22 protein-coding genes are annotated in these 21351 nt (G+C 65.1%); 6 read left to right on the top strand and 16 right to left on the bottom strand.

Annotated elements, in window-relative coordinates:
• Nucleotides 1-336: 336 nt before the first annotated feature.
• The gene (locus BT179_RS11170) at nucleotides 337-666 is read left to right on the top strand and encodes a hypothetical protein (RefSeq protein WP_072391317.1); all 330 of its coding nucleotides are present in this window, start codon (nucleotides 337-339) and stop codon (nucleotides 664-666) included.
• 18 nt (nucleotides 667-684) lie between these two features.
• Here BT179_RS11170 and BT179_RS11165 read toward each other — a convergent pair whose 3' ends face one another.
• Nucleotides 685-2553 (bottom strand): sigma-54-dependent Fis family transcriptional regulator, encoded by a 1869-nt coding sequence (locus BT179_RS11165; protein ID WP_072431056.1) that lies wholly within the window; start codon nucleotides 2551-2553, stop codon nucleotides 685-687.
• Between the two features lie 343 nt (nucleotides 2554-2896).
• On the opposite strand from BT179_RS11165, the gene BT179_RS11160 reads away from it, so the two are divergent.
• From BT179_RS11160 to BT179_RS11140, 5 genes are all read left to right on the top strand, one after another.
• Entirely contained in the window at nucleotides 2897-3967 is a 1071-nt protein-coding gene (locus BT179_RS11160; protein ID WP_072431055.1) for an ATP-NAD kinase family protein, read from the top strand.
• 2 nt (nucleotides 3968-3969) lie between these two features.
• Nucleotides 3970-4947: a thiamine pyrophosphate-dependent dehydrogenase E1 component subunit alpha gene (locus BT179_RS11155; RefSeq protein WP_072391327.1), complete on the top strand. Its 978-nt coding sequence runs from the start codon at nucleotides 3970-3972 to the stop codon at nucleotides 4945-4947.
• A 35-nt stretch (nucleotides 4948-4982) separates the two neighbouring features.
• A complete protein-coding gene (locus BT179_RS11150) occupies nucleotides 4983-5999 on the top strand; it encodes an alpha-ketoacid dehydrogenase subunit beta (protein ID WP_072391330.1) in 1017 nt (338 codons plus the stop codon).
• Nucleotides 5999-7111 carry an acetoin dehydrogenase dihydrolipoyllysine-residue acetyltransferase subunit gene (locus BT179_RS11145; protein WP_072431054.1) on the top strand — a complete coding sequence of 371 codons (1113 nt, stop codon included), beginning with the start codon at nucleotides 5999-6001 and terminating at the stop codon, nucleotides 7109-7111. Before BT179_RS11150 ends, BT179_RS11145 begins: the two co-directional genes overlap by 1 nt.
• A 79-nt stretch (nucleotides 7112-7190) precedes the next feature.
• Nucleotides 7191-8255: a 2,3-butanediol dehydrogenase gene (locus tag BT179_RS11140; protein ID WP_256343838.1), complete on the top strand. Its 1065-nt coding sequence runs from the start codon at nucleotides 7191-7193 to the stop codon at nucleotides 8253-8255.
• A 53-nt stretch (nucleotides 8256-8308) separates the two neighbouring features.
• Here the strand turns inward: BT179_RS11140 and BT179_RS11135 are convergent, their stop codons facing one another.
• The 15 genes from BT179_RS11135 to BT179_RS11065 form a co-directional block, all read right to left on the bottom strand.
• Nucleotides 8309-8812 carry a DUF6644 family protein gene (locus tag BT179_RS11135; protein ID WP_072391340.1) on the bottom strand — a complete coding sequence of 168 codons (504 nt, stop codon included), beginning with the start codon at nucleotides 8810-8812 and terminating at the stop codon, nucleotides 8309-8311.
• Nucleotides 8812-9162, bottom strand: a complete 351-nt coding sequence (locus BT179_RS11130; protein WP_072391343.1) for a DUF6152 family protein — start codon at nucleotides 9160-9162, stop codon at nucleotides 8812-8814. Before BT179_RS11130 ends, BT179_RS11135 begins: the two co-directional genes overlap by 1 nt.
• Nucleotides 9163-9186: 24 nt before the next feature.
• Entirely contained in the window at nucleotides 9187-9741 is a 555-nt protein-coding gene (locus BT179_RS11125; RefSeq protein WP_072431052.1) for a DinB family protein, read from the bottom strand.
• Nucleotides 9742-9974: 233 nt separating this feature from the next.
• Complete coding sequence (locus tag BT179_RS11120) at nucleotides 9975-10892, bottom strand: dihydrodipicolinate synthase family protein (RefSeq protein ID WP_072431051.1); 918 nt, start codon at nucleotides 10890-10892, stop codon at nucleotides 9975-9977.
• Nucleotides 10893-10947: 55 nt separating this feature from the next.
• Nucleotides 10948-11976, bottom strand: coding sequence for a trans-3-hydroxy-L-proline dehydratase (locus tag BT179_RS11115; RefSeq protein WP_072431050.1), 1029 nt, complete (start codon nucleotides 11974-11976; stop codon nucleotides 10948-10950).
• Between the two features lie 120 nt (nucleotides 11977-12096).
• Complete coding sequence (locus tag BT179_RS11110) at nucleotides 12097-12819, bottom strand: amino acid ABC transporter ATP-binding protein (RefSeq protein WP_072391355.1); 723 nt, start codon at nucleotides 12817-12819, stop codon at nucleotides 12097-12099.
• Nucleotides 12812-13462 carry an amino acid ABC transporter permease gene (locus BT179_RS11105; RefSeq protein WP_072431049.1) on the bottom strand — a complete coding sequence of 217 codons (651 nt, stop codon included), beginning with the start codon at nucleotides 13460-13462 and terminating at the stop codon, nucleotides 12812-12814. The genes BT179_RS11110 and BT179_RS11105 overlap by 8 nt, the downstream gene beginning before the upstream one ends.
• A 9-nt stretch (nucleotides 13463-13471) precedes the next feature.
• Nucleotides 13472-14137: an amino acid ABC transporter permease gene (locus BT179_RS11100; protein WP_072391361.1), complete on the bottom strand. Its 666-nt coding sequence runs from the start codon at nucleotides 14135-14137 to the stop codon at nucleotides 13472-13474.
• Complete coding sequence (locus tag BT179_RS11095; protein WP_072431048.1) at nucleotides 14130-15899, bottom strand: cis-3-hydroxy-L-proline dehydratase; 1770 nt, start codon at nucleotides 15897-15899, stop codon at nucleotides 14130-14132. Before BT179_RS11095 ends, BT179_RS11100 begins: the two co-directional genes overlap by 8 nt.
• 10 nt (nucleotides 15900-15909) lie before the next feature.
• Nucleotides 15910-16728: an ABC transporter substrate-binding protein gene (locus BT179_RS11090; protein WP_072391372.1), complete on the bottom strand. Its 819-nt coding sequence runs from the start codon at nucleotides 16726-16728 to the stop codon at nucleotides 15910-15912.
• Between the two features lie 232 nt (nucleotides 16729-16960).
• Nucleotides 16961-17710, bottom strand: a complete 750-nt coding sequence (locus BT179_RS11085; RefSeq protein ID WP_072431047.1) for an AraC family transcriptional regulator — start codon at nucleotides 17708-17710, stop codon at nucleotides 16961-16963.
• A gap of 95 nt (nucleotides 17711-17805) precedes the next feature.
• A complete protein-coding gene (locus tag BT179_RS11080) occupies nucleotides 17806-19062 on the bottom strand; it encodes an NAD(P)/FAD-dependent oxidoreductase (RefSeq protein WP_072431046.1) in 1257 nt (418 codons plus the stop codon).
• Nucleotides 19059-19295, bottom strand: coding sequence for a 2Fe-2S iron-sulfur cluster-binding protein (locus BT179_RS11075; RefSeq protein WP_072391381.1), 237 nt, complete (start codon nucleotides 19293-19295; stop codon nucleotides 19059-19061). Before BT179_RS11075 ends, BT179_RS11080 begins: the two co-directional genes overlap by 4 nt.
• The gene (locus tag BT179_RS11070; RefSeq protein WP_072431045.1) at nucleotides 19288-20403 is read right to left on the bottom strand and encodes an NAD(P)/FAD-dependent oxidoreductase; all 1116 of its coding nucleotides are present in this window, start codon (nucleotides 20401-20403) and stop codon (nucleotides 19288-19290) included. The genes BT179_RS11075 and BT179_RS11070 overlap by 8 nt, the downstream gene beginning before the upstream one ends.
• Nucleotides 20400-21332, bottom strand: a complete 933-nt coding sequence (locus tag BT179_RS11065) for a 4-hydroxyproline epimerase (RefSeq protein ID WP_072431044.1) — start codon at nucleotides 21330-21332, stop codon at nucleotides 20400-20402. The genes BT179_RS11070 and BT179_RS11065 overlap by 4 nt, the downstream gene beginning before the upstream one ends.
• Nucleotides 21333-21351 lie beyond the last annotated feature (19 nt).

Below are 21351 nucleotides of genomic sequence, written 5' to 3'. Positions count from 1 at the left end.
CTCCCTTGCCATGGGGCGTCAGGCTTGAGGCCTTTCTATGTAAAGTCGTTATATTTCAATATCTTGTTTTTAAAACATAAAGTTATTTATAGAAAAAAGACGGCCTCTGAGAGGGTCGTCTTTTTTAATAAATTTCCATTATTTTCAATAAGTTATAGATCTAATCTACAGTTGTTTGGGTGATGTGTCGCGCTCAGGCGCCAGGCAGCAGAAACGGCTGGTTTGGCAGCCCCCCAGGCGTGCAGTCACCATGAACCGCTTCGGCCGAATACTGGCCCCTTGCTCATGGCAAGGTCGTCAAACTTCTTCTATTTCAGAACGTTGGGCGACAAATCTATGCGCATTTCTATGTGGGTCGTGGCGACATTTCTTCTGGCGATCGTCTCGCTCGAAGCCCAGGCCAGGGCGTTGACGAAAAACCAGCTGTCGGTGTGCCGCTGGGGTTCGGATATCGCGGCCGGGGCCCAGGCCTCGAAGCTGTCCGGGATCACCCTTTACGGCGCCCGGAAAAAACTGCAGGTGCGCAAGTTTCCCCGGCCGTGGATGCGCATGACGGCCCTGGGCATTACCGAGCAGACCTACAACAGCGCTTCGCGCCTCAAGCCGGCCGCGGTCAAGCAGACCTATTACGAGCAATGCGTGCGCCATGAACTGGCGCAACGCTAGGCGGTGTCGCGAATGGATTCATGCCGGGCTTCTGCCGGGCATCTCGATGCCATGCTGGTGCACCCGTCGATAGAGGGTGGCCCGGGAAATGCCCAGGGCACGGGCCGCGGCGGTGGGCTTCCAGCGATGACGCACCAGCGCGTCGAGCAAGGCCTGGCGCTGCGCACAGGCCACCGGTTCCGGCGTATCGGCCATAGCGCCCGGGCCCTGCAACGACTCGGGCAGGTGGCTGAGCAAAATCACGCTGGCCTCGCATACCGCGCAGGCGTAGCGCAGCACATGGCGCAACTGGCGGATGTTGCCCGGCCAGTGATAGCCGAGCAGGCATTCCAGGGCCGGGCCGCTCAACTGCTGCAGCAAGCCTGAGCAGCGCATCGATTCTTCTTCGAGAATGCGATTGATCAGCGCCAGCCGGTCGGTGCGTTCGCGTAACGGCGGAAGCTGGAAGCGGGCGCCTCCGAGGCGGAAATACAAGTCTTCGCGAAACTCGCCGGCAGCCACCAGGGTTTCCAGGTCGCGGTGGGTGGCGCAGATCACCTGGATGTCCACGGCCCTGCGCCGCGAGGCCCCCAGGGGCGCCACTTCACCTTCGGCCAGCACCCGCAACAGGCGGGTCTGCAAGGCCAGGGGCATGTCACCGATTTCGTCGAGGAACAGCGTGCCGCCATCGGCCTGTTCCAGCAGGCCCTGCATGCCCCTGGCCGAGGCGCCGGTGAACGCCCCGGCGACATACCCGAACAGTTCGCTCTCGATCAGGCTTTCAGGGATCGCCGCGCAGTTCAATGCCACGAAGGGGCGCTCTCGGCGCTGGCTGGCCTGGTGCAACTGACGGGCGAAGACCTCCTTGCCGGAACCGGTTTCACCCTGGATCAACACCGGCAGGTTGCGATCCTTGACGCGCACCGCCAGGCGCAGGCTGTCGGCCAGGCGCGGATCCAGCTCGGAAGGAGCCATCGCCACCCTGGGTCGCGGAACCGCCCGATGGCGGGGCGCACTCAGGCGGCCATGCAGGGCATGATCGAGTGGGTAAAGGCTTTCGTCACGGGCGCGGTGCAATTGCTGCTGATCGAAGACCTGGCTGATGTGCTGCGGCAGTTGGCCGTAGTGTTGCAGCAGATACTGGCGGGCGGCGGGGTTGAGGGCCTGCAGGCAACCGTCGTCGTCCCAGGCGAACAGGAAATCGGGCTGGCTGTCGACATAGCCGGCGTTGTGATGAGCCCGCAACACCCAGTAGCCCTGGGCGCTGCTCATGAAAAACGCCTGTTCGATTTCCCGGGCGCTCTGCACCACCATCTGGCGGATCAGGTGTTGGGAACGGCGATCATCCGGTGAGCGCACCGCCGACACATCCAGCACCCCGAGCAGTTCTCCCTGGGGATCGAATACCGGCGCGGCGGAACAGGTCAGGCCAATGAATGCGGCTCGGAAATGGTCGCGCTTGTGCACGGTCACCGGGGCCCGGGCGGTGAGCACCGCCGCTACGCCGCAGGTGCCTTCTTCGCCTTCCGACCAGCAGGTCCCCAGGTACAACCCGGCCTTGCGGCAGTCGTTGCGGATCGTGGTTTCCACCCGGTAGTCGATGGTCTGGCCTTGGGCATCGGTCAGCAGCACGCAGTAGTCGGCATCGCGCACCCGGCCGTGAAGGCGGGTCACTTCTTCACTGGCGATGTTGAGAAACAGCTCCGAGCGCTCGCGACACTGCCGGAGCACGTCCTCGGACAGGATGCGCGGACCCTGCAGCGAGCCAGGGTCCAGGTGGTGTTGCTCCATGGAGCGGCGCCAGGAATCGAGGATCAGGTCCGGGACGGGACGTTGGGGCAACTGGTCCGCGTTCTTCACCACGCGGCTGACGCAATCCACATGCGCCCGGGAGTGAGCGGAAAGCATACGGGCCTCCGGTTCAGCTTCTTATCGTTGTGCGCTCATTAAGCGCCGTTCCCCTGGCGCAGACAAGCACGACGGACGACAGGCCCGCTGTGAGACGCCACGTCTCACAGTCTCACGGCTGGCTCGTGCAGGCTGACATGCCACGTCTCACCCAGACCGGATCCGTGGCCGGGCTGATCCGAAGCCGGCCGCTCTGGCTCGCCTGTCTCGCCGCTTCTGCGCGGTTCTGGCACCGCCCTTGCTCTATCCCCTTCAACCCGCCCGACGGGTCTTCCAATAATAAAAACGAGGTTCGCATGGGTTATCGCTCAGGTTCTTTTCCTGCCCGCAACGGGGTGGCGCCATGAACCGGCCGCCCCTGACCGTAGGCATCATCGCCAATCCCGCTTCGGGTCGGGACGTGCGTCGCCTGACCGCCAATGCCGGGTTGTTTTCCAGCACCGACAAGGTCTCGGTGATCCAGCGCCTGCTGGCGGCCTTCGGTGCCACCGGCATCCAGCAGGTGCTGATGCCCACCGACATGACCGGCATCGCCGCCGCCGTACTGAAGAACAGTCATGGCCGGCAGGCCCGTGGCAGCCACTGGCCGGCCCTGGAGTTCCTCGACCTGACCCTGCGCCAGACGGTCGAGGATACGCGCAATGCCGCGCGCCTGATGGCCGAGCGGGGAGTGGCGTTGATCGCCGTACTCGGCGGCGACGGCACCCACAAGGCGGTGGCGGCGCACGTGGGAGACATCCCCCTGCTGACCCTGTCCACCGGTACCAACAATGCATTCCCCGAGCTGCGCGAGGCGACCACCGCCGGGTTGGCCGGCGGCCTGTACGCCAGCGGCCGGATCCCCGCGCAGATCGGCTTGCGCCGCAACAAGCGGCTTCTGGTCTGCGAGGCCCAGCGTGGCCTGCGGGAAGTCGCCCTGGTGGATGTGGCTGTGTCGCCGCTGCGGTTTGTCGGCGCCCGGGCCATCAGCCGGGCGGCGGACCTGGCCGAGGTCTTCGTGACCTTCGCCGAGCCGCAGTCCGTGGGCTTGTCGGCGCTGTGCGGCCTGTGGTTCCCGGTGTCGCGCCAGGCGCCGGGAGGGGCCTGGATGCGCCTGGACCCGCAATCGCCCGAGGCGCTGCTGGTACCGCTGGCTCCCGGTCTGCTGCAGGGCTGCGGCGTACTGGCCGCCGGCCCGCTGGAGCCTGGCATTGCCCACGGGCTGTCGCTGTCCAGCGGCACCCTGGCCCTGGATGGCGAACGGGAAATCGAATTCAACGTCAACGACCGGCCCACGGTCACCCTCGATGCCGGCGGCCCGCTGAGTATCGATGTCAATGCGGTGCTGGCCTACGCCGCGCAGCACCGTCTGCTGGCCATCGGCCGCGAACACCCGCAACACCCCCAAAACCTTCAAGACACCCCTGGAGAATAAAAATGTCGACAACCCTCACCCACGATCAATTGCTGCACGCCTACCAGGTCATGCGCACCATCCGCGCCTTCGAAGAGCGCCTGCACGTGGAATTCGCCACGGGCGAGATCCCTGGGTTCGTCCACCTGTATGCCGGCGAAGAAGCCTCGGCCGCCGGGGTCATGGCCCACCTGGGCGATGACGATTGCATCGCCTCCAATCACCGTGGCCATGGCCATTGCATCGCCAAGGGCGTGGACGTCTACGGGATGATGGCCGAGATCTACGGCAAGAAAACCGGCGTCTGCCAAGGCAAGGGCGGCTCGATGCACATCGCTGATTTCGAGAAAGGCATGCTCGGCGCCAATGGCATCGTCGGTGCCGGCGCGCCCCTGGTGGTGGGCGCGGCGCTGGCGGCCCGGCTCAAGGGCACCGACAGCGTCGCCGTGGTGTTCTTCGGCGATGGCGGCTCCAACGAGGGCGCGGTGTTCGAAGCCATGAACATGGCGTCGGTGTGGAACCTGCCGTGCCTGTTCATCGCGGAAAACAACGGCTATGCCGAAGCCACCGCGTCCAACTGGTCGGTGGCCTGCGATCACATCGCCGACCGCGCGGCCGGGTTCGGGATGCCGGGCGTGACCGTGGACGGCTTTGACTTCTTTGCCGTGCACGAAGCCGCCGGGGCCGCCATCGAGCGGGCCCGGGCCGGGGAAGGACCGTCGCTGATCGAGGTCAAGCTGACCCGTTACTACGGGCACTTCGAGGGCGATGCCCAGACTTATCGGGCACCCGATGAGGTCAAGCATTTTCGCGAAAACCAGGACTGCCTGATGCAGTTCCGCGAGCGCACCACCCGGGCCGGCTTGCTGTCGGCAGAGCAGTTGGACCAGATCGACAAGGAAGTGGAGCTGCTGATCGAGAACGCGGTGTACAAGGCCAAGTCCGATCCCAAGCCCACGGCCGCGGACCTGCTCACCGACGTGTACGTCTCCTATCCCTGAACGCCTTCCTCAAAACAAGAATAGAGAATCCCATCATGGCGAGAAAAATCAGCTACCAGCAGGCAATCAACGAGGCCCTGGCCCAGGAAATGCGTCGCGACGCCAGTGTCTTCATCATGGGCGAGGACGTGGCCGGCGGCGCCGGTGCGCCCGGTGAAAACGACGCCTGGGGCGGAGTGCTCGGCGTCACCAAGGGGCTTTACGACCAGTTTCCCGGACGCGTGCTGGATACCCCGCTGTCGGAAATCGGCTATGTCGGCGCCGCCGTCGGTGCCGCCACCTGCGGCGTGCGGCCAGTGTGCGAACTGATGTTCGTCGACTTCGCCGGTTGCTGCCTGGACCAGATCCTCAACCAGGCGGCGAAGTTTCGCTACATGTTCGGCGGCAAGGCCTCCACGCCCCTGGTGATCCGCACCATGGTGGGTGCCGGCCTGCGCGCCGCGGCCCAGCACTCGCAGATGCTCACCTCGCTGTGGACGCATATCCCGGGGCTGAAGGTGGTCTGCCCGTCATCACCCTACGACGCCAAGGGGCTGCTGATCCAGGCGATTCGCGACAACGACCCGGTGATCTTCTGCGAGCACAAATTGCTGTACGGCATGCAGGGCGAGGTGCCGCAAGAGCTCTATACCATTCCCTTTGGCGAAGCCAATTTCCTGCGCGATGGCAAGGACGTGACCCTGGTCTCCTATGGCCGCACGGTGAATATCGCCATGGATGCGGCCCGCAGCCTGGCGGGGCGGGGTATCGACTGCGAAGTCATCGACCTGCGCACCACCAGCCCGATGGACGAGGACAGCATCCTGGAAAGCGTGGAAAAGACCGGGCGGCTGGTGGTCATCGACGAGGCCAACCCGCGATGCTCCATGGCCACCGATATCTCGGCACTGGTGGCGCAAAAAGCCTTCGGGGCGCTCAAGGCGCCGATTGAAATGGTCACCGCGCCCCACACTCCGGTGCCGTTCTCCGATGCCCTGGAAGACCTGTACATCCCCGATGCGGCGAAGATCGAGAGCGCCGTGCTCAATGTGATCGAGTGGAGCAAGCGCTGATGAGCCAGATTCATACCCTGACCATGCCCAAGTGGGGGCTGTCGATGACCGAGGGCCGGGTCGATGCCTGGCTCAAGGAAGAGGGCCAGGCCATCACCAAGGGCGACGAGGTGCTGGACGTGGAGACCGACAAGATCTCCAGCAGTGTCGAGGCCCCGTTTGGCGGTGTGTTGCGCCGGCAAGTCGCCCGCCAGGACGAAACCCTGCCGGTGGGCGCCTTGCTCGGCATCGTCGTGGAAGGCGAGGCCAGCGACGCCGAGATCGACGCGGTCATCGAGCAGTTCCAATCCAGCTTCGTGCCCGGTGACGCAGCCGATGAAGACAGCGGTCCGGCACCTCAGAAAGTCGAATTGGACGGACGGGTGATTCGCTATTTCGAACGCGGCGAGGGCGGTGTGCCGTTGGTGCTGGTGCATGGTTTTGGCGGCGACTTGAACAACTGGCTGTTCAACCATGAAGCACTGGCCGTCGGGCGTCGGGTCATTGCCCTGGACCTGCCGGGCCATGGCGAATCGTCGAAAACCCTGCAACGTGGCGACCTGGACGAGCTGAGCGGCGTGGTGCTGGCCTTGCTCGATCACCTGGATATCAATGCTGTGCATCTGGTGGGCCATTCCATGGGTGGGGCGGTGTCGTTGAATGCCGCGCGCCTGATGCCCCAGCGGATACGGTCCTTGACCTTGATCGGCAGCGCCGGGCTGGGCACGCAGATCAATGGCAGCTACCTGCAGGGCTTCGTCGAGGCGGCCAACCGCAACGCCCTCAAGCCGCCACTGGTGCAACTGTTCTCCAATGCCGAGCTGGTCACGCGGCAGATGCTCGACGACATGCTCAAGTACAAGCGCCTGGAAGGCGTGGACGCCGCCCTGCGGCAACTGTCGGCGACGCTGTTCGCCGACGGCCGCCAGCAGGTGGACCTGCGCGAAGTGGTGCAGGCCGGCCATGTACCGACCCTGGTGATCTGGGGTAGCGACGACGCAATCATTCCGGCGGCCCACAGCGAAGGGCTGGCGGCGCGGGTCGAGGTGCTCGCCGGGCAGGGCCACATGGTGCAGATGGAAGCGGCCGAGCAGGTCAACCGGCTGATTCTCGAATTCGTTCAACAGAACTGATCAAGCGGGCGCCGACCGGGTCGTCGCCCCAAGCCTTGGAGGCACTATCATGAATGTTTCAATCACGCCTGCCCGCAGCATGCGCGCCGCCGTCTGGCACGGTCGCAACGATATCCGCGTCGAGGACGTACCGTTGCCGGTTTCGCCGCCCGCCGGCTGGGTGCAGATTCGGGTGCAGTGGTGCGGTATCTGTGGCTCCGACCTGCACGAATACGTGGCCGGGCCGGTGTTCATCCCGGTGGATGCACCGCATCCGCTGACCGGTATCAAGGGCCAGTGCATCCTTGGCCACGAGTTCTGCGGCGAAATCGTCGAACTGGGGGCCGGTGTGGAGGGTTTCAGTGTCGGCGAACCGGTGGCGGCCGATGCCTGCCAGCATTGCGGCACCTGCTATTACTGCACCCATGGGCTCTACAACATCTGTGAAAACCTGGCCTTCACCGGGTTGATGAACAACGGCGCATTCGCCGAGCTGGTCAATGTTCCCGCCAACCTGCTGTACAAGCTGCCCGCCGGATTCCCGGCCGAGGCCGGTGCGCTGATCGAACCGCTGGCGGTGGGCATGCACGCGGTGAAAAAGGCTGGCAGCCTGTTGGGGCAGAACGTGGTGGTGGTCGGCGCCGGAACCATCGGCTTGTGCACCATCATGTGTGCCAAGGCTGCCGGCGCGGCCCAGGTGATTGCCCTGGAAATGTCCAGCGCCCGCAAGGCCAAGGCCCTGGAAGTCGGGGCCAGCCACGTGATCGATCCTAACGAATGCGACGCCCTGGCCGAAGTGCGGCGGTTGACCGCCGGCCTGGGGGCAGACGTCAGCTTCGAGTGCATCGGCAACAAGCACACCGCCAAGCTGGCCATCGACCTGATCCGCAAGGCCGGCAAATGCGTCCTGGTGGGGATCTTCGAGGAGCCGAGTTCATTCAACTTCTTTGAACTGGTCTCCACCGAGAAGCAGGTGCTCGGGGCGCTGGCCTACAACGGCGAGTTCGCCGACGTGATCGCCTTTATCGCCGACGGACGCCTGGACATCTCGCCCCTGGTGACCGGACGTATCAAGTTGGAGCAGATCGTTGGGCAGGGCTTCGAGGAACTGGTCAACAACAAGGAGCACAACGTGAAGATCATCGTGTCACCCGCACGGATCTGAGGGCGCCTGAGGTGGGGCGATTTGGCGATGGTCGGAGTGGCCATCGCCTTTTTTCAGGTATAGGCCAGCAGCCGGCCACAGCAGATCACCGCGAACCATAGCGCCATGGACAGCAGTGCCTGGATTCTGGCCAGGCCGGGTGCCTTGTGGCCGATATTCCATTGCTGGACGCCGCGGTAGGTTCCAACGTGGAACACCAGGGCGTTGAGGCCCGCCGTCGCGATCAGGCAGAGTTTGAGGACGAAGACGTCGTTGCCGGCAAAGTCATGGGGGTGCGCGCTGAACATCATCAGCCCGGCAGGCACGATGAGCAGCAGGGCCGCAAGGGCCCAGGTCAGCAGATGACGGGCCAGGGCGGTCACGGCGATGCCCTTGGACAACCCCAGGATGCGCAGGTCGAACATCACCACCGCGCCCACCAGCACCGAAAAGCCGATGATGTGCACGACTTCCACCAGCGGGTAGAGCCACAGCTCGCCGCGCATGGCCACCGCCAGGGATGAATCCGCCAGTTGGTCCATCCAGCCTTGGGTCGCACCCGCCGGGGAGGCCTGCATCAGCGCAACTCGGTGGTCTTGCCGTCGATGGTGATGCGTTCGGCGCGCAATTCGTCGGGTTTGTTGCGGTTTGCATAGCCGACCACGGTGGCCCGGTTACCCGCTTTGAGCCTGTCTTTGGTCAGGCCCCGATTCTCCATGCGCGACGGCGGGGCCAGCACGACGGTCCAGGTTTTGTCGGTGGTTTGCAGGCGCACGTAGCCGTGGGGATGGGAGTAACCGGATTCCTTGATGGTGCCGTCGAGTTCCAAGGGGGTGCTGGCGTCATATTCGCTCCAGCCGTGGTGAGCGAGTGCTGCCGTGGCCATCAGCATCGACGCCAAACCGATGCAGCGAAGGATAACGTTCATGGCAAGGTCTCCTGTGGGGGCGGTTCAACCCGGCAAGTAAGCGCGCCAGACCCGCCGTTCATCGAGCTGAAGCCGCTGTTCCTCGTCCTTGCGCAAGGGGCGGTCGCAATCGAGAAAGAACTCATCGAGTTGTGGCGGCTCGACATGGGTGGCGCTGAGCATGGTGTGGACCTGCCCACGATGATGAATCTGATGTTCGAACAGGTGCAACAGCAGCCGGTCGATTCGTTCGCGCACGATACCGTCGGCCCGGACCAGGTCGACGCAGCGGGCGAGGTCTGTTTGCCGCAGGGTTTCGCAGAACGCCACCAGCCGCTGGTCGGTCTGGGTCTGCTTATGCACCAGTGGGGCAAAGGCCAGGGTTTCGGAGAAATCCTTTATCTGGCCGTCTCGGTCGCCTTCCAGGGCGGTGAGGTAATAGCGGTCCACTTCCAGGATGTGGCAAAGCGTGGCTTGGATGGACGGGAAGAATCCCGTGCGCGGCGCGGCATAGTCAGCCTCGCTCAACTGCGCGCAGGTGCTGAGCAGCCGGTGATTGGCCCATTGGTTGTTCAGGGCCTGGGCCAGGAAATAGTTCATGGGCGGTCTCCCTGTGGTGTCCGCCACAGACATCGTGGGAGCGAGCTTGCTCGCGATGAAGGCGGCATATCCAGCATAGCCGGTTCAGGCCGACCGCTATCGCGAGCAAGCTCGCCCCCACAGTTTGAGTCCCATGCGCCCACTATCGTGTATTCATCATAGAACCCTGTGGGAGCGAGCCTGCTCGCGATGGCGGCGTCCCAGTCACCGCCAGTTGGCGCCATGCCCCGGGGTCAAAGCCCCACATCCGGCAACGCCGGCCGATTGGCCATGGCCTTGGCCATGATCTGTTCCACATACACCCGGTCCTCTTCCGGCAAGGCCAGCCGCGGTGGGCGGGTGAGGGCGCTGCCGCGACCGGCGATGGCTTCGCACAGCTTGATGCACTGCACCAGGTCGGCGCGGGCGTCCAGGTGCAGGATCGGCATCAGCCACTCGTAGATCGGCATCGCTTCGGCAAAGCGTCCGGCGCGGGCCAGCCGGAAGATGGTCTCGCCTTCCTTCGGGAACACATTGGACATCCCCGAGACCCAGCCTTCGGCACCCACGGCGAGGCTTTCCAGCACCACGTCGTCAAGGCCGGCGAACAGCACGAAGCGGTCTCCCACCTCATTGCGCACATCGATGAAGCGCCTGGTGTCGCCGGAGGAATCCTTGAAGCACACCACGTTGTCGCAGTCGGCCAGGGAGATCAGGATGTCCGGCGTCACGTCGTTCTTATAGATCGGCGGGTTGTTATAGACCATCAGCGGTACGTCGGCATGCCGGGCCACATAGCGGAAGTGTTCGGCGGTTTCGAACGGCTTGGAGCCGTAGACCAGCGCCGGCATCAGCATCACCCCGTCGACCCCGACTTTGCGCACCGCGTTGGCGACCTTGGCCGCCTGCACGCTGGTGAACTCGGCTACGCCGCAGATCACCGGGACCCGGCCACGGGAGGCGTCCACCGCCACTTCGGTCACGGCGATCTTCTCCTCGGCGCTCAGGGAGGTGTTCTCGCCCACCGAGCCGCACACCACCAGGCCGGATACGCCGTCGCGGATAACATTGGAAATCACTTGGTGGGTCTTTTCCAGGTTGATGGAAAAGTCTTCGTTGAATTGAGTGGTGACAGCGGGGAATACGCCGCTCCAGTTGATGCGTTTGCTCATGGGTTGTCTCCGGTGGTTAGCGGTATGTGGCAAGAGGACTTGCACAATCGGAAAATCATGCGCCAGGCCAGGTATCTGAAAGCCGATAGCCTTGTGGCCACGGATCGGCCGGGTCGAGCAACAGCTGATGGGTCCCGGTGACCCATGCCCGTCCGGCGATGCACGGGTAAATCGCCGGGCGTCCGGCCACGTCGGTCAGTGAGTCGATGCGGCAGTGGAATTCGGAGCCGATGATCGAGCGGCCGATAAATCGCTCGCCCACCTGCATCAAGCCCTTGGCGTGCAGCACCGCCATGCGTGCCGAGCAGCCGGTGCCGGTGGGGGAGCGGTCGATCTTGCCGGGCTGGATCACCACGGCGTTGGCGCCAGTGGCAATGCCGTTCTCCTGGACGATGGGCGCGGCGATCTGGCAGAACGAGATGTGTGACCAGTCAGGATTCAACGGGTGCACGAAGCCCAGTTGTTCGTTGGCGGCGCGGGTGATCTTCAAGCCCACGGCCACCAGCTCGGCGGCTTCCTCGGGGCGAATGGCAAAGCCCAGGCGTTGGGCGTCGACGATGACGAAGCTGTCGCCGCCATAAGCGGTGTCCACTTGCAGGGAGCCCAGGCCTTCGACTTCGATCCAGGCATCGAGGCGGTCGGCGAAGGAGGGCACGTTCTTGATCTCGACCCGTTGCACCTTGCCGTCGCGGCAGTCGGCCACCGCTTCGATCAGGCCGCCAGGGGCCTCCAGTACCAGGCGGGTCTGGGGCTCGGTCATGGGCAGGATGCCGCTGTCCAGCAACACGGTGGCGACGCACAGCGAGTTGGAGCCGGACATCGGCGGGGTGTCGGCCGGCTCCATGATGATCCAGGCCATCTGCGCCCGCGGGTCCTTGGCCGGCACCAGCAAGTTGACGTGGCGGAACACACCGCCACGGGGCTCGTTGAGGACGAAGTTGCGCAGGGTCTGGTCCCGGGCGATCCAGCGTGACTGCTCCCACACCGTGGCACCGGGTGGTGGGGCGACGCCGCCGACGATGACATCGCCGACTTCGCCTTCGGCGTGGCAACTGACTACATGGATGATTTTCGATGAGCGCATGGATCAAGTCCTTGTGTTGTCTGGCTGGGTTTCATCGCGAGCAAGCTGGCTCCCAAAAGGGGGGGCTGTCGTGTACACAAAACAGTGTGGGAGCGAGCTCGCTCGCGACAGGGCCATCCGCTATTTCACCGACTTGAGAAACGCCGCCGTCTCCGGCTGCACCGGATTGCCGATCACCTGGTCCGGCGGTCCGATTTCATGGACCCGGCCGTTGCAGAAGAACGCCACCCGGTCGGACACGTCCCGGGCAAAACGGATTTCGTGGGTCACCAGCACCATGGTCATGCCGTCTTCGGCGAGCATGCGCATGGTGTCCAGCACTTCACCCACCAGCTGCGGGTCCAGGGCCGAGGTGGCTTCGTCGAAAAGCATGTAGTCCGGCGACATGGCCAGGGCCCGGGCGATGGCCATGCGCTGTTGCTGACCGCCGGAAAGCTTGCCCGGAAACGTCTTGAGCTTGTCCCCCAGGCCCACGTGTTCGAGTTGGCGAACCGCCAGGGCCTCGGCGTCCTGCCTGCTCTTGCCCAGTACCTTGCGCGGGGCCAGCATGACGTTTTCCAGCACGGTCAGGTGGGGGAAGGCGTTCCATTGCTGGAAGACGATGCCGATCTTGCGCCGCAGGCGGTTGAGGTCGGTGGACGGGGCATGGACCTCGACGCCGTCCACGCGGATGCTGCCTTTCTGGATCGGTTCCAGGCCGTTGATGCACATCAGCAAGGTCGACTTGCCGGAGCCCGAGCCGCCGATGATCGACACCACTTCGCCTTTGTCCACCGTCAGGCTCACCCCCTTGACCACTTCCAGGTGGCCGAAGGATTTGTGTACGTTTTCGATCTCAATCATTTTCCTGCCACCTTTTTTCCAGGCGTGCGCCAAGGCGGGCGACCACCAGGCTCATGACGTAGTAGATGAGGCCCGCGATGCACAGCACCAGCAGGGGTTCCTGAATGCGCGTGACGATGGTCTGGGAGGCCCGCAGCAGTTCGACGATGCCGATCCACATCACCAGGGCGGTGTCTTTCATGACCCCGAGCACCAGGTTCAGCCAGCCGGGAAACGCGACCCGCGTGGCGATGGGCAGGACGATGAAGCGCAGGTCCTGCAGGTAGCTCAGGCCCAGTGAACGGCTGGCCCGCCGAGTGCTGAGGGGCACCGCCAGCACGCCGCCGCGCACGATTTCGGTGAAGTACGCCGCGGCGTAGATCCCGAGCACGATGCAGCCGACTGCGAACGCGCTGAGGTCCAGGCCGGCGATGCTCTTGAGGGAGTTGAACAGCACGAACTGGATCAGCAACGGCACGCTGCGAAACACGTCCAGCACCCAGGCCAGCGGCAGGCTGGCTCGGGGCATCAGCGCGCGCAGCAGGCCGAACAGCAGCCCGGCCAGGGTGCCCAGCAGGATCGACCAAGCGGTCAACTGCACTGTGACCCAGGCGCCGTCGAGCAGGAACAGCAGGTCGTTGAGCGTGAGGCTGGTGGCGAACATGACGAACCCTCAATAACGGAACAGACGCCAGGACAGCAGCCGGGCCAATCCGACGATCGCCTTGGCGATCAGGTAATACAGCAGCGCCGCAAGGGCGAAGTACTCGAAGGTCCGGAACGTCTTGACGTTGTATTCCTGGGTCACGCCGGTGAGGTCGTTGTTCAAGCCGACGACCACGCCCAGGGAGGTCATCAGCACCGCCCAGACCATCTGGTTGGTAAGCGGATAGAACACGATGCGCAACAACTGCGGGACGATGATCATCCGGTAGGCCTGGGACGCGCTCATGCCCAGGGAGCGGGCCGCGCGCATCTGCGTATCGGGTACCGCCTTGAGACCGCCGCGCAGGTTTTCCGCCAGGTAGCCGGCGTTGTTGAAGGTGATCCCGGCCAGCAGCGCCAGCCATGAGCTGACATGCAGGCCGAGGGAGCCGAGGCCGAAGTAGAGGATGTAGATCTGGAACAGCGAGGGCGTGTTGCGGGCGATGGACACCCAGCCATTGCCCACGCCCCGCAGCAGAGGGTTGCGCGCCTGGCGCATCACGGTCAGGACCAGGGCGATCAGCACGCCGAAGATCATCGACAGGGCGGCGGTCTCGAACGTCACCCAGGCGCCGGCGAGCATGTCGGGCAGGGCCCGCAGGGCGGGGCGCCATTGGAAGCTGTAGTCAAACATGGGGGCGGGATCCTCGGCCAGTGGCAGGTTGCAGCCAGCGCGGCGGCTGTCCGCCGGTGGCGGCGGTGCAGGCTGCCTCGACGCATTCGGCCAGGCTGGCGAAGTGCACGCCGCGTCCCACCAGGCCTGGCGCGTAATGGGCGTATTTGCCGGAATTGGTCATCAACGTGGTGGCCCGTGGCGGGATGACGGGTTCGCCCAGCATGCACCAGCAGGTATCGGTGACCAGCGTTGCGCCAAAGGCCTCCAGGGGCTCGATATGCCCCGCGGCCCGGGCCTGTTCCAGCACGGTGCGGCCGCAGGTGATCGCCAGCACCACGTGCGGATGTTTGCGGCGTCCCGCGCACAGCGCCGCCAGTGCGGCGAACTCACTGAGGGAAAAATGCGGGTTGCCCAGGGACACCACATCCACGTGGTTGTCCCTGGCGTTGTTCAGCTCGCGCCAACTGGCAAGCAGGCCGGCGATGGCCACGGTTTCCAGCGGCAAGGCCTGATCCCATGCGTCGGGGTCCAACGCTTGCGGGGTCACCCCGGCGATATGGAACAGCGGCGCGGCGCTGGTGGTGGCGAACGCGGCGCCGAAGGCCTTGAGGTTGTCCAATGTCGGAGCGGCATTTTGCAGGCCACGAATCAACGGGATTCGCCGGCCCGCCAGGTGGCCGATGTGATAGCCCAAAAGCGGATAGAAGCTGTCGTCGGCGACCTCCATGGCCGGCACGTCGATGATCAGTTGAGCCTCGCGCTGGGCGTCGAGATGACAGCCGGACAACGGCGCGCGGCCGCACAGGGCGATGCAGATGTCGAGGAAATCCGGGTACTTCTGAGTGCGGGCGCCCAGCACGCTGTTGGCGTAGACCACTGCGTTGGACTCGGCCCAGACGATCTGCTCGCCGACCTTGGGAGCGGTGTCCAGCAGGTAGGGTGCGCAGGTGAAGCTCAATTGCGCGCCCATTGCCATGTAGGCATCCCCCAGGGCGCTGGCCGGCTCGCCCAGCGCCGGATCGACCCCCAGTTCTCGCCAGCGGCGCTGGTCCACGGAAATGGCATTGAGGGTGGTGGGGATGCAGACCTTTGCCCCCCACTGCACCAGTTGCTCGGCGAAACGCAGGCTCGCCGGGCCTGTGTAGATGCAACCGTCGATGTGGGCCTGGGTCACGTCCAGCAGTTGTGTGGCAGCCTGGATCCCGGCCATGTGCAGCACGATCTGCATCGCCACCTGGGCGGCCTTGCCGTGGGTGCCATCGAGCAAGGCCCGGTCCCGTTCGGTGAGCTGGATGTGCGTCGGTGTGCAGGACGGCGTAAATCCCTCGCGGCCTTGCCAGCCATCGTCGGGACGACGGCCGGACAGGGTCAGGCGGTTGTCTTCGACACGCACGAAACCCTGGCCCCGCAAGCGCTCGAACGCTTCGCGTCCAACGCAGACCACCGGCAATGAACGCTGGAAGATCACCTGCGCCACCAGCACGCCCAAGGCCAGGATCTCGTCCACCTCGGCAAGCACCAGGGCGGCGGGGGCATGACCGTTGCTGATCAGTTCCATCAACACGCTGCTGCCGGTGCAGGAGCCGCGTCCGCCGGGAATCGCCAGCACGCGCCCGGCCAGGCGCTCGCCGCTCAGCGGATGATGGCGGTCGATGACCTCGCCGCTGGCCGGGTCGACACCGCCCCAGAAACTCAGGCCCACGTCGGCGAAGAGCAGGGTGCCCTGGGCGGCTCCCTCCACCAGGCAACGTCCTTCGATGCGCACAGGCGTGCTTGGCATGCGCCGCTCCTCAGTAATAGACCTGGGGAACGGTCAGGTCGGTGGGCGGGATGTCAGTGCCGACCCATTTGGTGAACAGCTCCTTGTACCGCCCGGTGCGCACTTGCTGGTTGATGAACAGGTTGAGGTAGTTGATCAGGCCATACTCGTTGCGCTTGGCACCGAGGGAGACGTAGTCGATGACATAAGGTGCGTCGCCAGCGATCTTCAGGTTCTTGTATTTACCCGACTTGATGGTGGCGGCCGCCACGGTGTTGGTCACCACGGTGGCATCGATGTGCCCCTGGGCAACGGCCAGCAGCGTGTCGTTCTGCGACTGGTAGGCGCGGAAACTGCCGCTACCCCAACTCTTCTGGTCCTTTTCCAGGGCGATGGCCTCGTAGGTGCCGCTGGTATTGCCCAGGGCCTTGCCCTTGAGGTCGGCGTAGCTGTTGATGCCGGTGTTGTCCCGGGTCAGGACTACCATCTGGAACGCGAAGTAAGGCACGGTGAGGCCAACGGTCTTGGCCCGCTCAAGGGTGTCGGAGGTGGATGCGACGATGACATCGGCGCGGCCGGAAATCAGCGCCGGGATGCGGTCCGGAAAGGGCGTCTCCACCACTTCGGCTTCCACGCCCAGGACTTTCGCCAGGTCGTGGCAATAGTCCACGTCAAAGCCTACCGGTTTGTTGCTTTCATCGCGCGAGCCCATGGGCGGGAAGTCCAGGGTCACGGCGCAACGCAGCTTGCCCGAACCGATGATGTCGTCGAGCTTGTCGGCCTGGGCCGGGGAAACAAGGAGAGGGGTCAGTACAACGCTTAACGCTACGGCCAATGCAGGGTTCTTCATAGATGCCTCGCTGTCGAATGGGTGCGTTGAAATATCGTATTGAGGATTTCGTATACGATATTAAATAAGCAATCCCCATGCCTGTTCAGGCTGTGTCGCCTGGCGACGCGTCAGAGGGTTGATCTAGAGGGCTTTCGCTCAAACAGGCGCCCTACAAGGCCGTGGGCGAACCTGGTCCAGGGTGTTACAGATAGGAGCAGCGCGGCGCGCTCGTGCCCCGAGAGGGAACAATTCAGCGCTGGTTCTCCCGATACTGGCTGGGCGAAAGGCTGGTCAAGGCGCGGAACTGACGGCTGAAGGCGCTGTGGTCGGTATAGCCACAGCGCAGGGCGATTTCGGTGATGGGCAGGTCCTTGTCCAGCAACAGCCGCGAGGCTTCTTCCAGGCGCGCCTTGTGAATCATCTGCCGGGGCGTGAGCTGGAAGATGCGTTTGCAGTGACGCTCCAGTTGCGCCACCGACAAGCCGGCGATTGCGGTCAGTTCCGCCAGGCTGACGGCGCGGGCGAAGTGCTGCTTGATATGGGCATCCACCGCCGCCAGTTTCTGGAACGCCGGGTGGCTGGACTGGGGCAATTGCAGGTCCCGGGAAATGCCCGCCAGGCCTACGATCCGTGCATCGGCATCGCGCAGGGCAAGCTTGTGGGTCAAGCACCATACCGGTTGGTTGCCGTAGTACAGGTGGAGTTCGAGTTGGTCCGCCAGCTCTCGGCCGCTTGCCAGCACCCGCCGATCCTGTTCGGTGTACAGCGGCCCGAATCGTTCGGGGAAGACTTGTTCGGCGGTGAGCCCCAGCAGATCGCCGCTGTGCTTGAAGCCGCGGCGTCTGGCCAGGGTCTGGTTGACGAAGGCATAACGTGCCTGCCTGTCCTTGATGAAGAACACCACGTCCGAAAGGGTATCGAGCAACGGTGCGATGGGTTGCAGGCTGTGCAGCAGGGTGTCCAGGTCGCAGGGCGGGAAAGAAGTGAACGAGGGGTACATGGCCGGCATCGTCTTGGAGTGGGCGCGAGGACGCTCGCGATAGCGCAGTGTCGTTCGAAAATCGGGTGGCTGTCACGCCGCAATCGCAGGCAGGCTCAGTCGCTCGAAGAGGCCCCCAGGTCCAGCAGTGTTTCGATTCGCGCCGGGCTGAAAGGCGGACGCGGCACCGGCGGGGTCCAGCCAAGCAGGTGTTCCAGGGCGGCACCGCAGACCCGGCCCTGGCAGGCGCCCATCCCGCAGCGACTGGCGAGTTTCGCCTCGCGCCAGTTCCGATGGCCCGTCAACTCGCCAAAGGGCACATCCTCGCAGCGGCAGACCAGGGTGTCTGCCTGGGCCAATGACTTGAGCCTGTCATCCAGGGCGAACGCCTTGTTCAGGGTCGTGGCAAAACCTTGCCAGTAGCGGCGACGGGTCCACAGCGCCTGGGCCGCGACGGTATCGCCCACCGCCGCATGCCCGGCGATGCTGCCTTCCACAAGCGCCAGCTCGCTGCCGCCGAAACCGGTGCATTCGCCGGCGGCGTAGTGTTCGGGGCGGCTGGTGGCTTGCCAGGCGTCCACCGCGAGGGCATTGCCAGCCAGCTCGCAGCCCAGGGCCTGGCCGAGCTGGGTGTTGGGGATGAGTCCGAAACCACAGGCCAGGCGATCACAGGCCAGCTCTATCGTCTTGCCCTGTTGCAGCAGACGCACGCCTTCGAGCCGATCATGACCATAGGCTTGCAGCACATGGCTGTCGGTGCGGTAGTGTCGGTCGAACAGAGCGACAGCTTGCAGGCACTTGCCCGGCCAGCGCGGCAGTCGTGCGGCAAAACCGGCCACGGCGCTGCGCTTGGCTTGCTCGGCAATCCGCACGAGCTGCGCGCCCTGGTGCCTGGCTGTGGCGGCGCTGGCCAGCAGCAGCGGCCCGCTGCCGGCGATCACCAGCCGTTCGCCGCGTACCGGCAAGCCAGCCTTGATCAATGCCTGCAAGCCGCCGGCACCGGTCACCCCGGGCAGCGTCCAGCCGGGGAAGGGCAGCAGCAGTTCGCGTGCACCGGTGCAGAGGACCAGGCGCTCATAGGTGATCTGCCAGCCACGTTCGGCATCTTCAAGCAGCAAGGTCTTGTCGCCAACCTCCGCGATCACCCGGGTGCCGGCATGGCAGTGCACGTTGGCGCAGGCCTGCAGTCGGGCGCGCAGGCGTCGCGCCGCGGACGGCAGGTTGGCCTGGGGCCCGTCGCGCCAGATCTGTCCGCCCGGTGACGGGTTGTCGTCCAGCAGCACGATCCGTGCGCCGCTGCCGGCGGCGGCCAGGGCTGCGGCCATGCCGGCGGGGCCGGCGCCGATGATCAGCAGGTCGGTGGTTTGGTTCATGGTCGGGTTCGCACCTGCATGCCATCGCGGCACAGCGTCTGGCAGGCCAGGCGCCGCTGGCCGTCGATCAGCACCCGGCATTCCTGGCAGATGCCCATGCCGCACAACGGCGCGCGGCGTTGTCCGCTGACCGAGGTCCGGCTGCAGCCGTCCGCACCCAGGGCGAGGGCGGCCGCGACGCTGGTCCCAGTGGCGACCGACAGCGGCCGGTCATCGAGGAATAATTCAGGCATGGGCCGGTTCTCCCAGGAAACGCTGCGGCAGGTAGGGGCGTGCCGCCAGCGGTGACGTTTCGTTGAACAGTTGAGCCACCAGCAGGTCGGCCGTGGCCGGTGCGGTGGTGACCCCCAGCCCTTCATGGCCCACCGCCAGCCACAAGCCCTTGCGCTGCGGGTGTTGCCCCACCAGTGGCAGGCCGTCCGGGCTGGCGGCGCGAAAACCGGTCCAGGCGCGGATGCCGTTGAGTTGCGCCAGCCCCGGCAGGTACTCGACGGCGCGCTTGAGCATCCTGGCCAGCATCCAGCCTTCTACCTGCGGGTCGACGGTACCGAACTGCCGCGACGCACCGATGAACAACTGGCCGGTCGGTCGGGGCTGGATATTGCACGCCACGGAAGGGCCGCTGGCGTTGTGGGCGCTGGTGACGTAACCCAGTTCAACCAAGGTGTGGGTAACGGTGGCGGGGTAACGATCGGTGATCAGCAGGTGACCTTTCTTCGGCTCGATCGGCAGTTCCGGGCAGAGGTCGGTGGCCTGGATGCCGTTGGCGAGAATCACCGCGTCGGCGCGCAGCCAGCGACCGTCGTCCAGGCGTACCCGCCGGCCATCCACTTCGACGACCTGAGCGCGCTGCTGATCGATGAGCGGATTGTCCAGCATCCAGCGGGCGGCCGCCGGAGCGTAGAGGATGGCGTCGCCGTTGATCAGCAAGCCACCCTCGAGGCCTTTGCGCAGCCCAGGTTCGCGCTGCTGCAGGCTGGCCTGGCCGATCAACTCGCAGGCTTCGCCATGGGCCAGCAGGTTCAGGTATTTGCTGTGGGCCACCGCCATTTCCTCGGGATTGGCCGCCAGCCACAGGGTGCCGTTGTTGCGCCAGGCGCAGCCTGGGGGCAGGGCATCGGCCAGCTCGCGCCAGCGGCCGAGCGAATATTGGCTCAGGGCCAGTTCCGCCGGGTTGTCGTCCAGCACCAGCAAATGGCCCATGCCGGCGGCAGTGGCGCCGTGCCAACCGGCGTCCAGCACCAGGGCCCGCACGCCTCGTTGGGCCAGCGCCCGGGCACAGGCGGCGCCGATGATGCCGGCACCGATGACAATCACGTCGGCAACGGCGCCCTCGCTCACGGACGGATGCCCCAGGCGAACGGGTCGTCCGGCTCGATGATCAGCGAGGCTTCGGCGCTGATGAATGCCCGGCCGCGAATGGTCGGTACGATGCGTTCGCCCGCCGTTTCGTAGCAACCTTCGAACTGGCTGCCGATGACGCTCGCCTGGCGCCAGGTCTGGCCCGCTTGCAGCTTTCCGTCCGCGGCCAGGCACGCCAGCTTGGCGCTGGTACCGGTGCCGCAAGGGGAGCGGTCATAGGCCTTGCCGGGGCAGAGCACGAAGTTGCGGCTGTCAGCGTCAGGGTCATCGGCAAACAGCTCGACATGATCGATCAGGCCGCCGTCTTCGCCACGAAAGCCTTGCTGTTCCAAGGCTTGCTGCACGGCATAGGTGTAGGCGGTCAGCCCGTCGAGGTTATCGCCCGCCACCTGTTGGCCGTGGTCGGCGATCAGGAAAAACCAGTTGCCGCCCCAGGCCACGTCACCCGTCACCGGGCCGATTCCGGGAACCTCCAGGGTCAGCGCCTTGCGGTAGCGATAGGCGGGCACGTTGCGCACGCTGACCGAGCGGTCCTCGTGCAAGGTCGCCTGCACGGTGCCCACCGGGGTTTCGATGGCGTGCACGCCGGGCCCGATCCGTCCCAGGTGGGCCAGCGACGCCACCAGGCCGATGGTGCCGTGGCCGCACATGCCCAGGTAGCCGCTGTTGTTGAAGAAGATCACTCCGGCACAGGCGCTGGGGTCCTGCGGCTCACAGAGCAGCGCGCCCACCAGCACGTCGCTGCCGCGCGGCTCCAGCACGCAGGCCGTGCGCCAGGCGTCGTGCAGGCTCGCCAGGCGCTGCTTGCGTTCGGCCATGCTGCCCTGGCCCAGGTCGGGAAACCCGTCGATGACCAGTCGGGTCGGTTCGCCGCCGGTATGGGAGTCGATCACGGTGATGCGCTTCATGGGTGGGCCACGTCCATTC

Source organism: Pseudomonas sp. NFACC43 (assembly GCF_900119645.1).
Lineage (GTDB): Bacteria > Pseudomonadota > Gammaproteobacteria > Pseudomonadales > Pseudomonadaceae > Aquipseudomonas.
The sequence above is the reverse complement of the archived record's forward strand: the minus strand, read 5'-3'. Positions and strand labels throughout refer to the sequence as shown.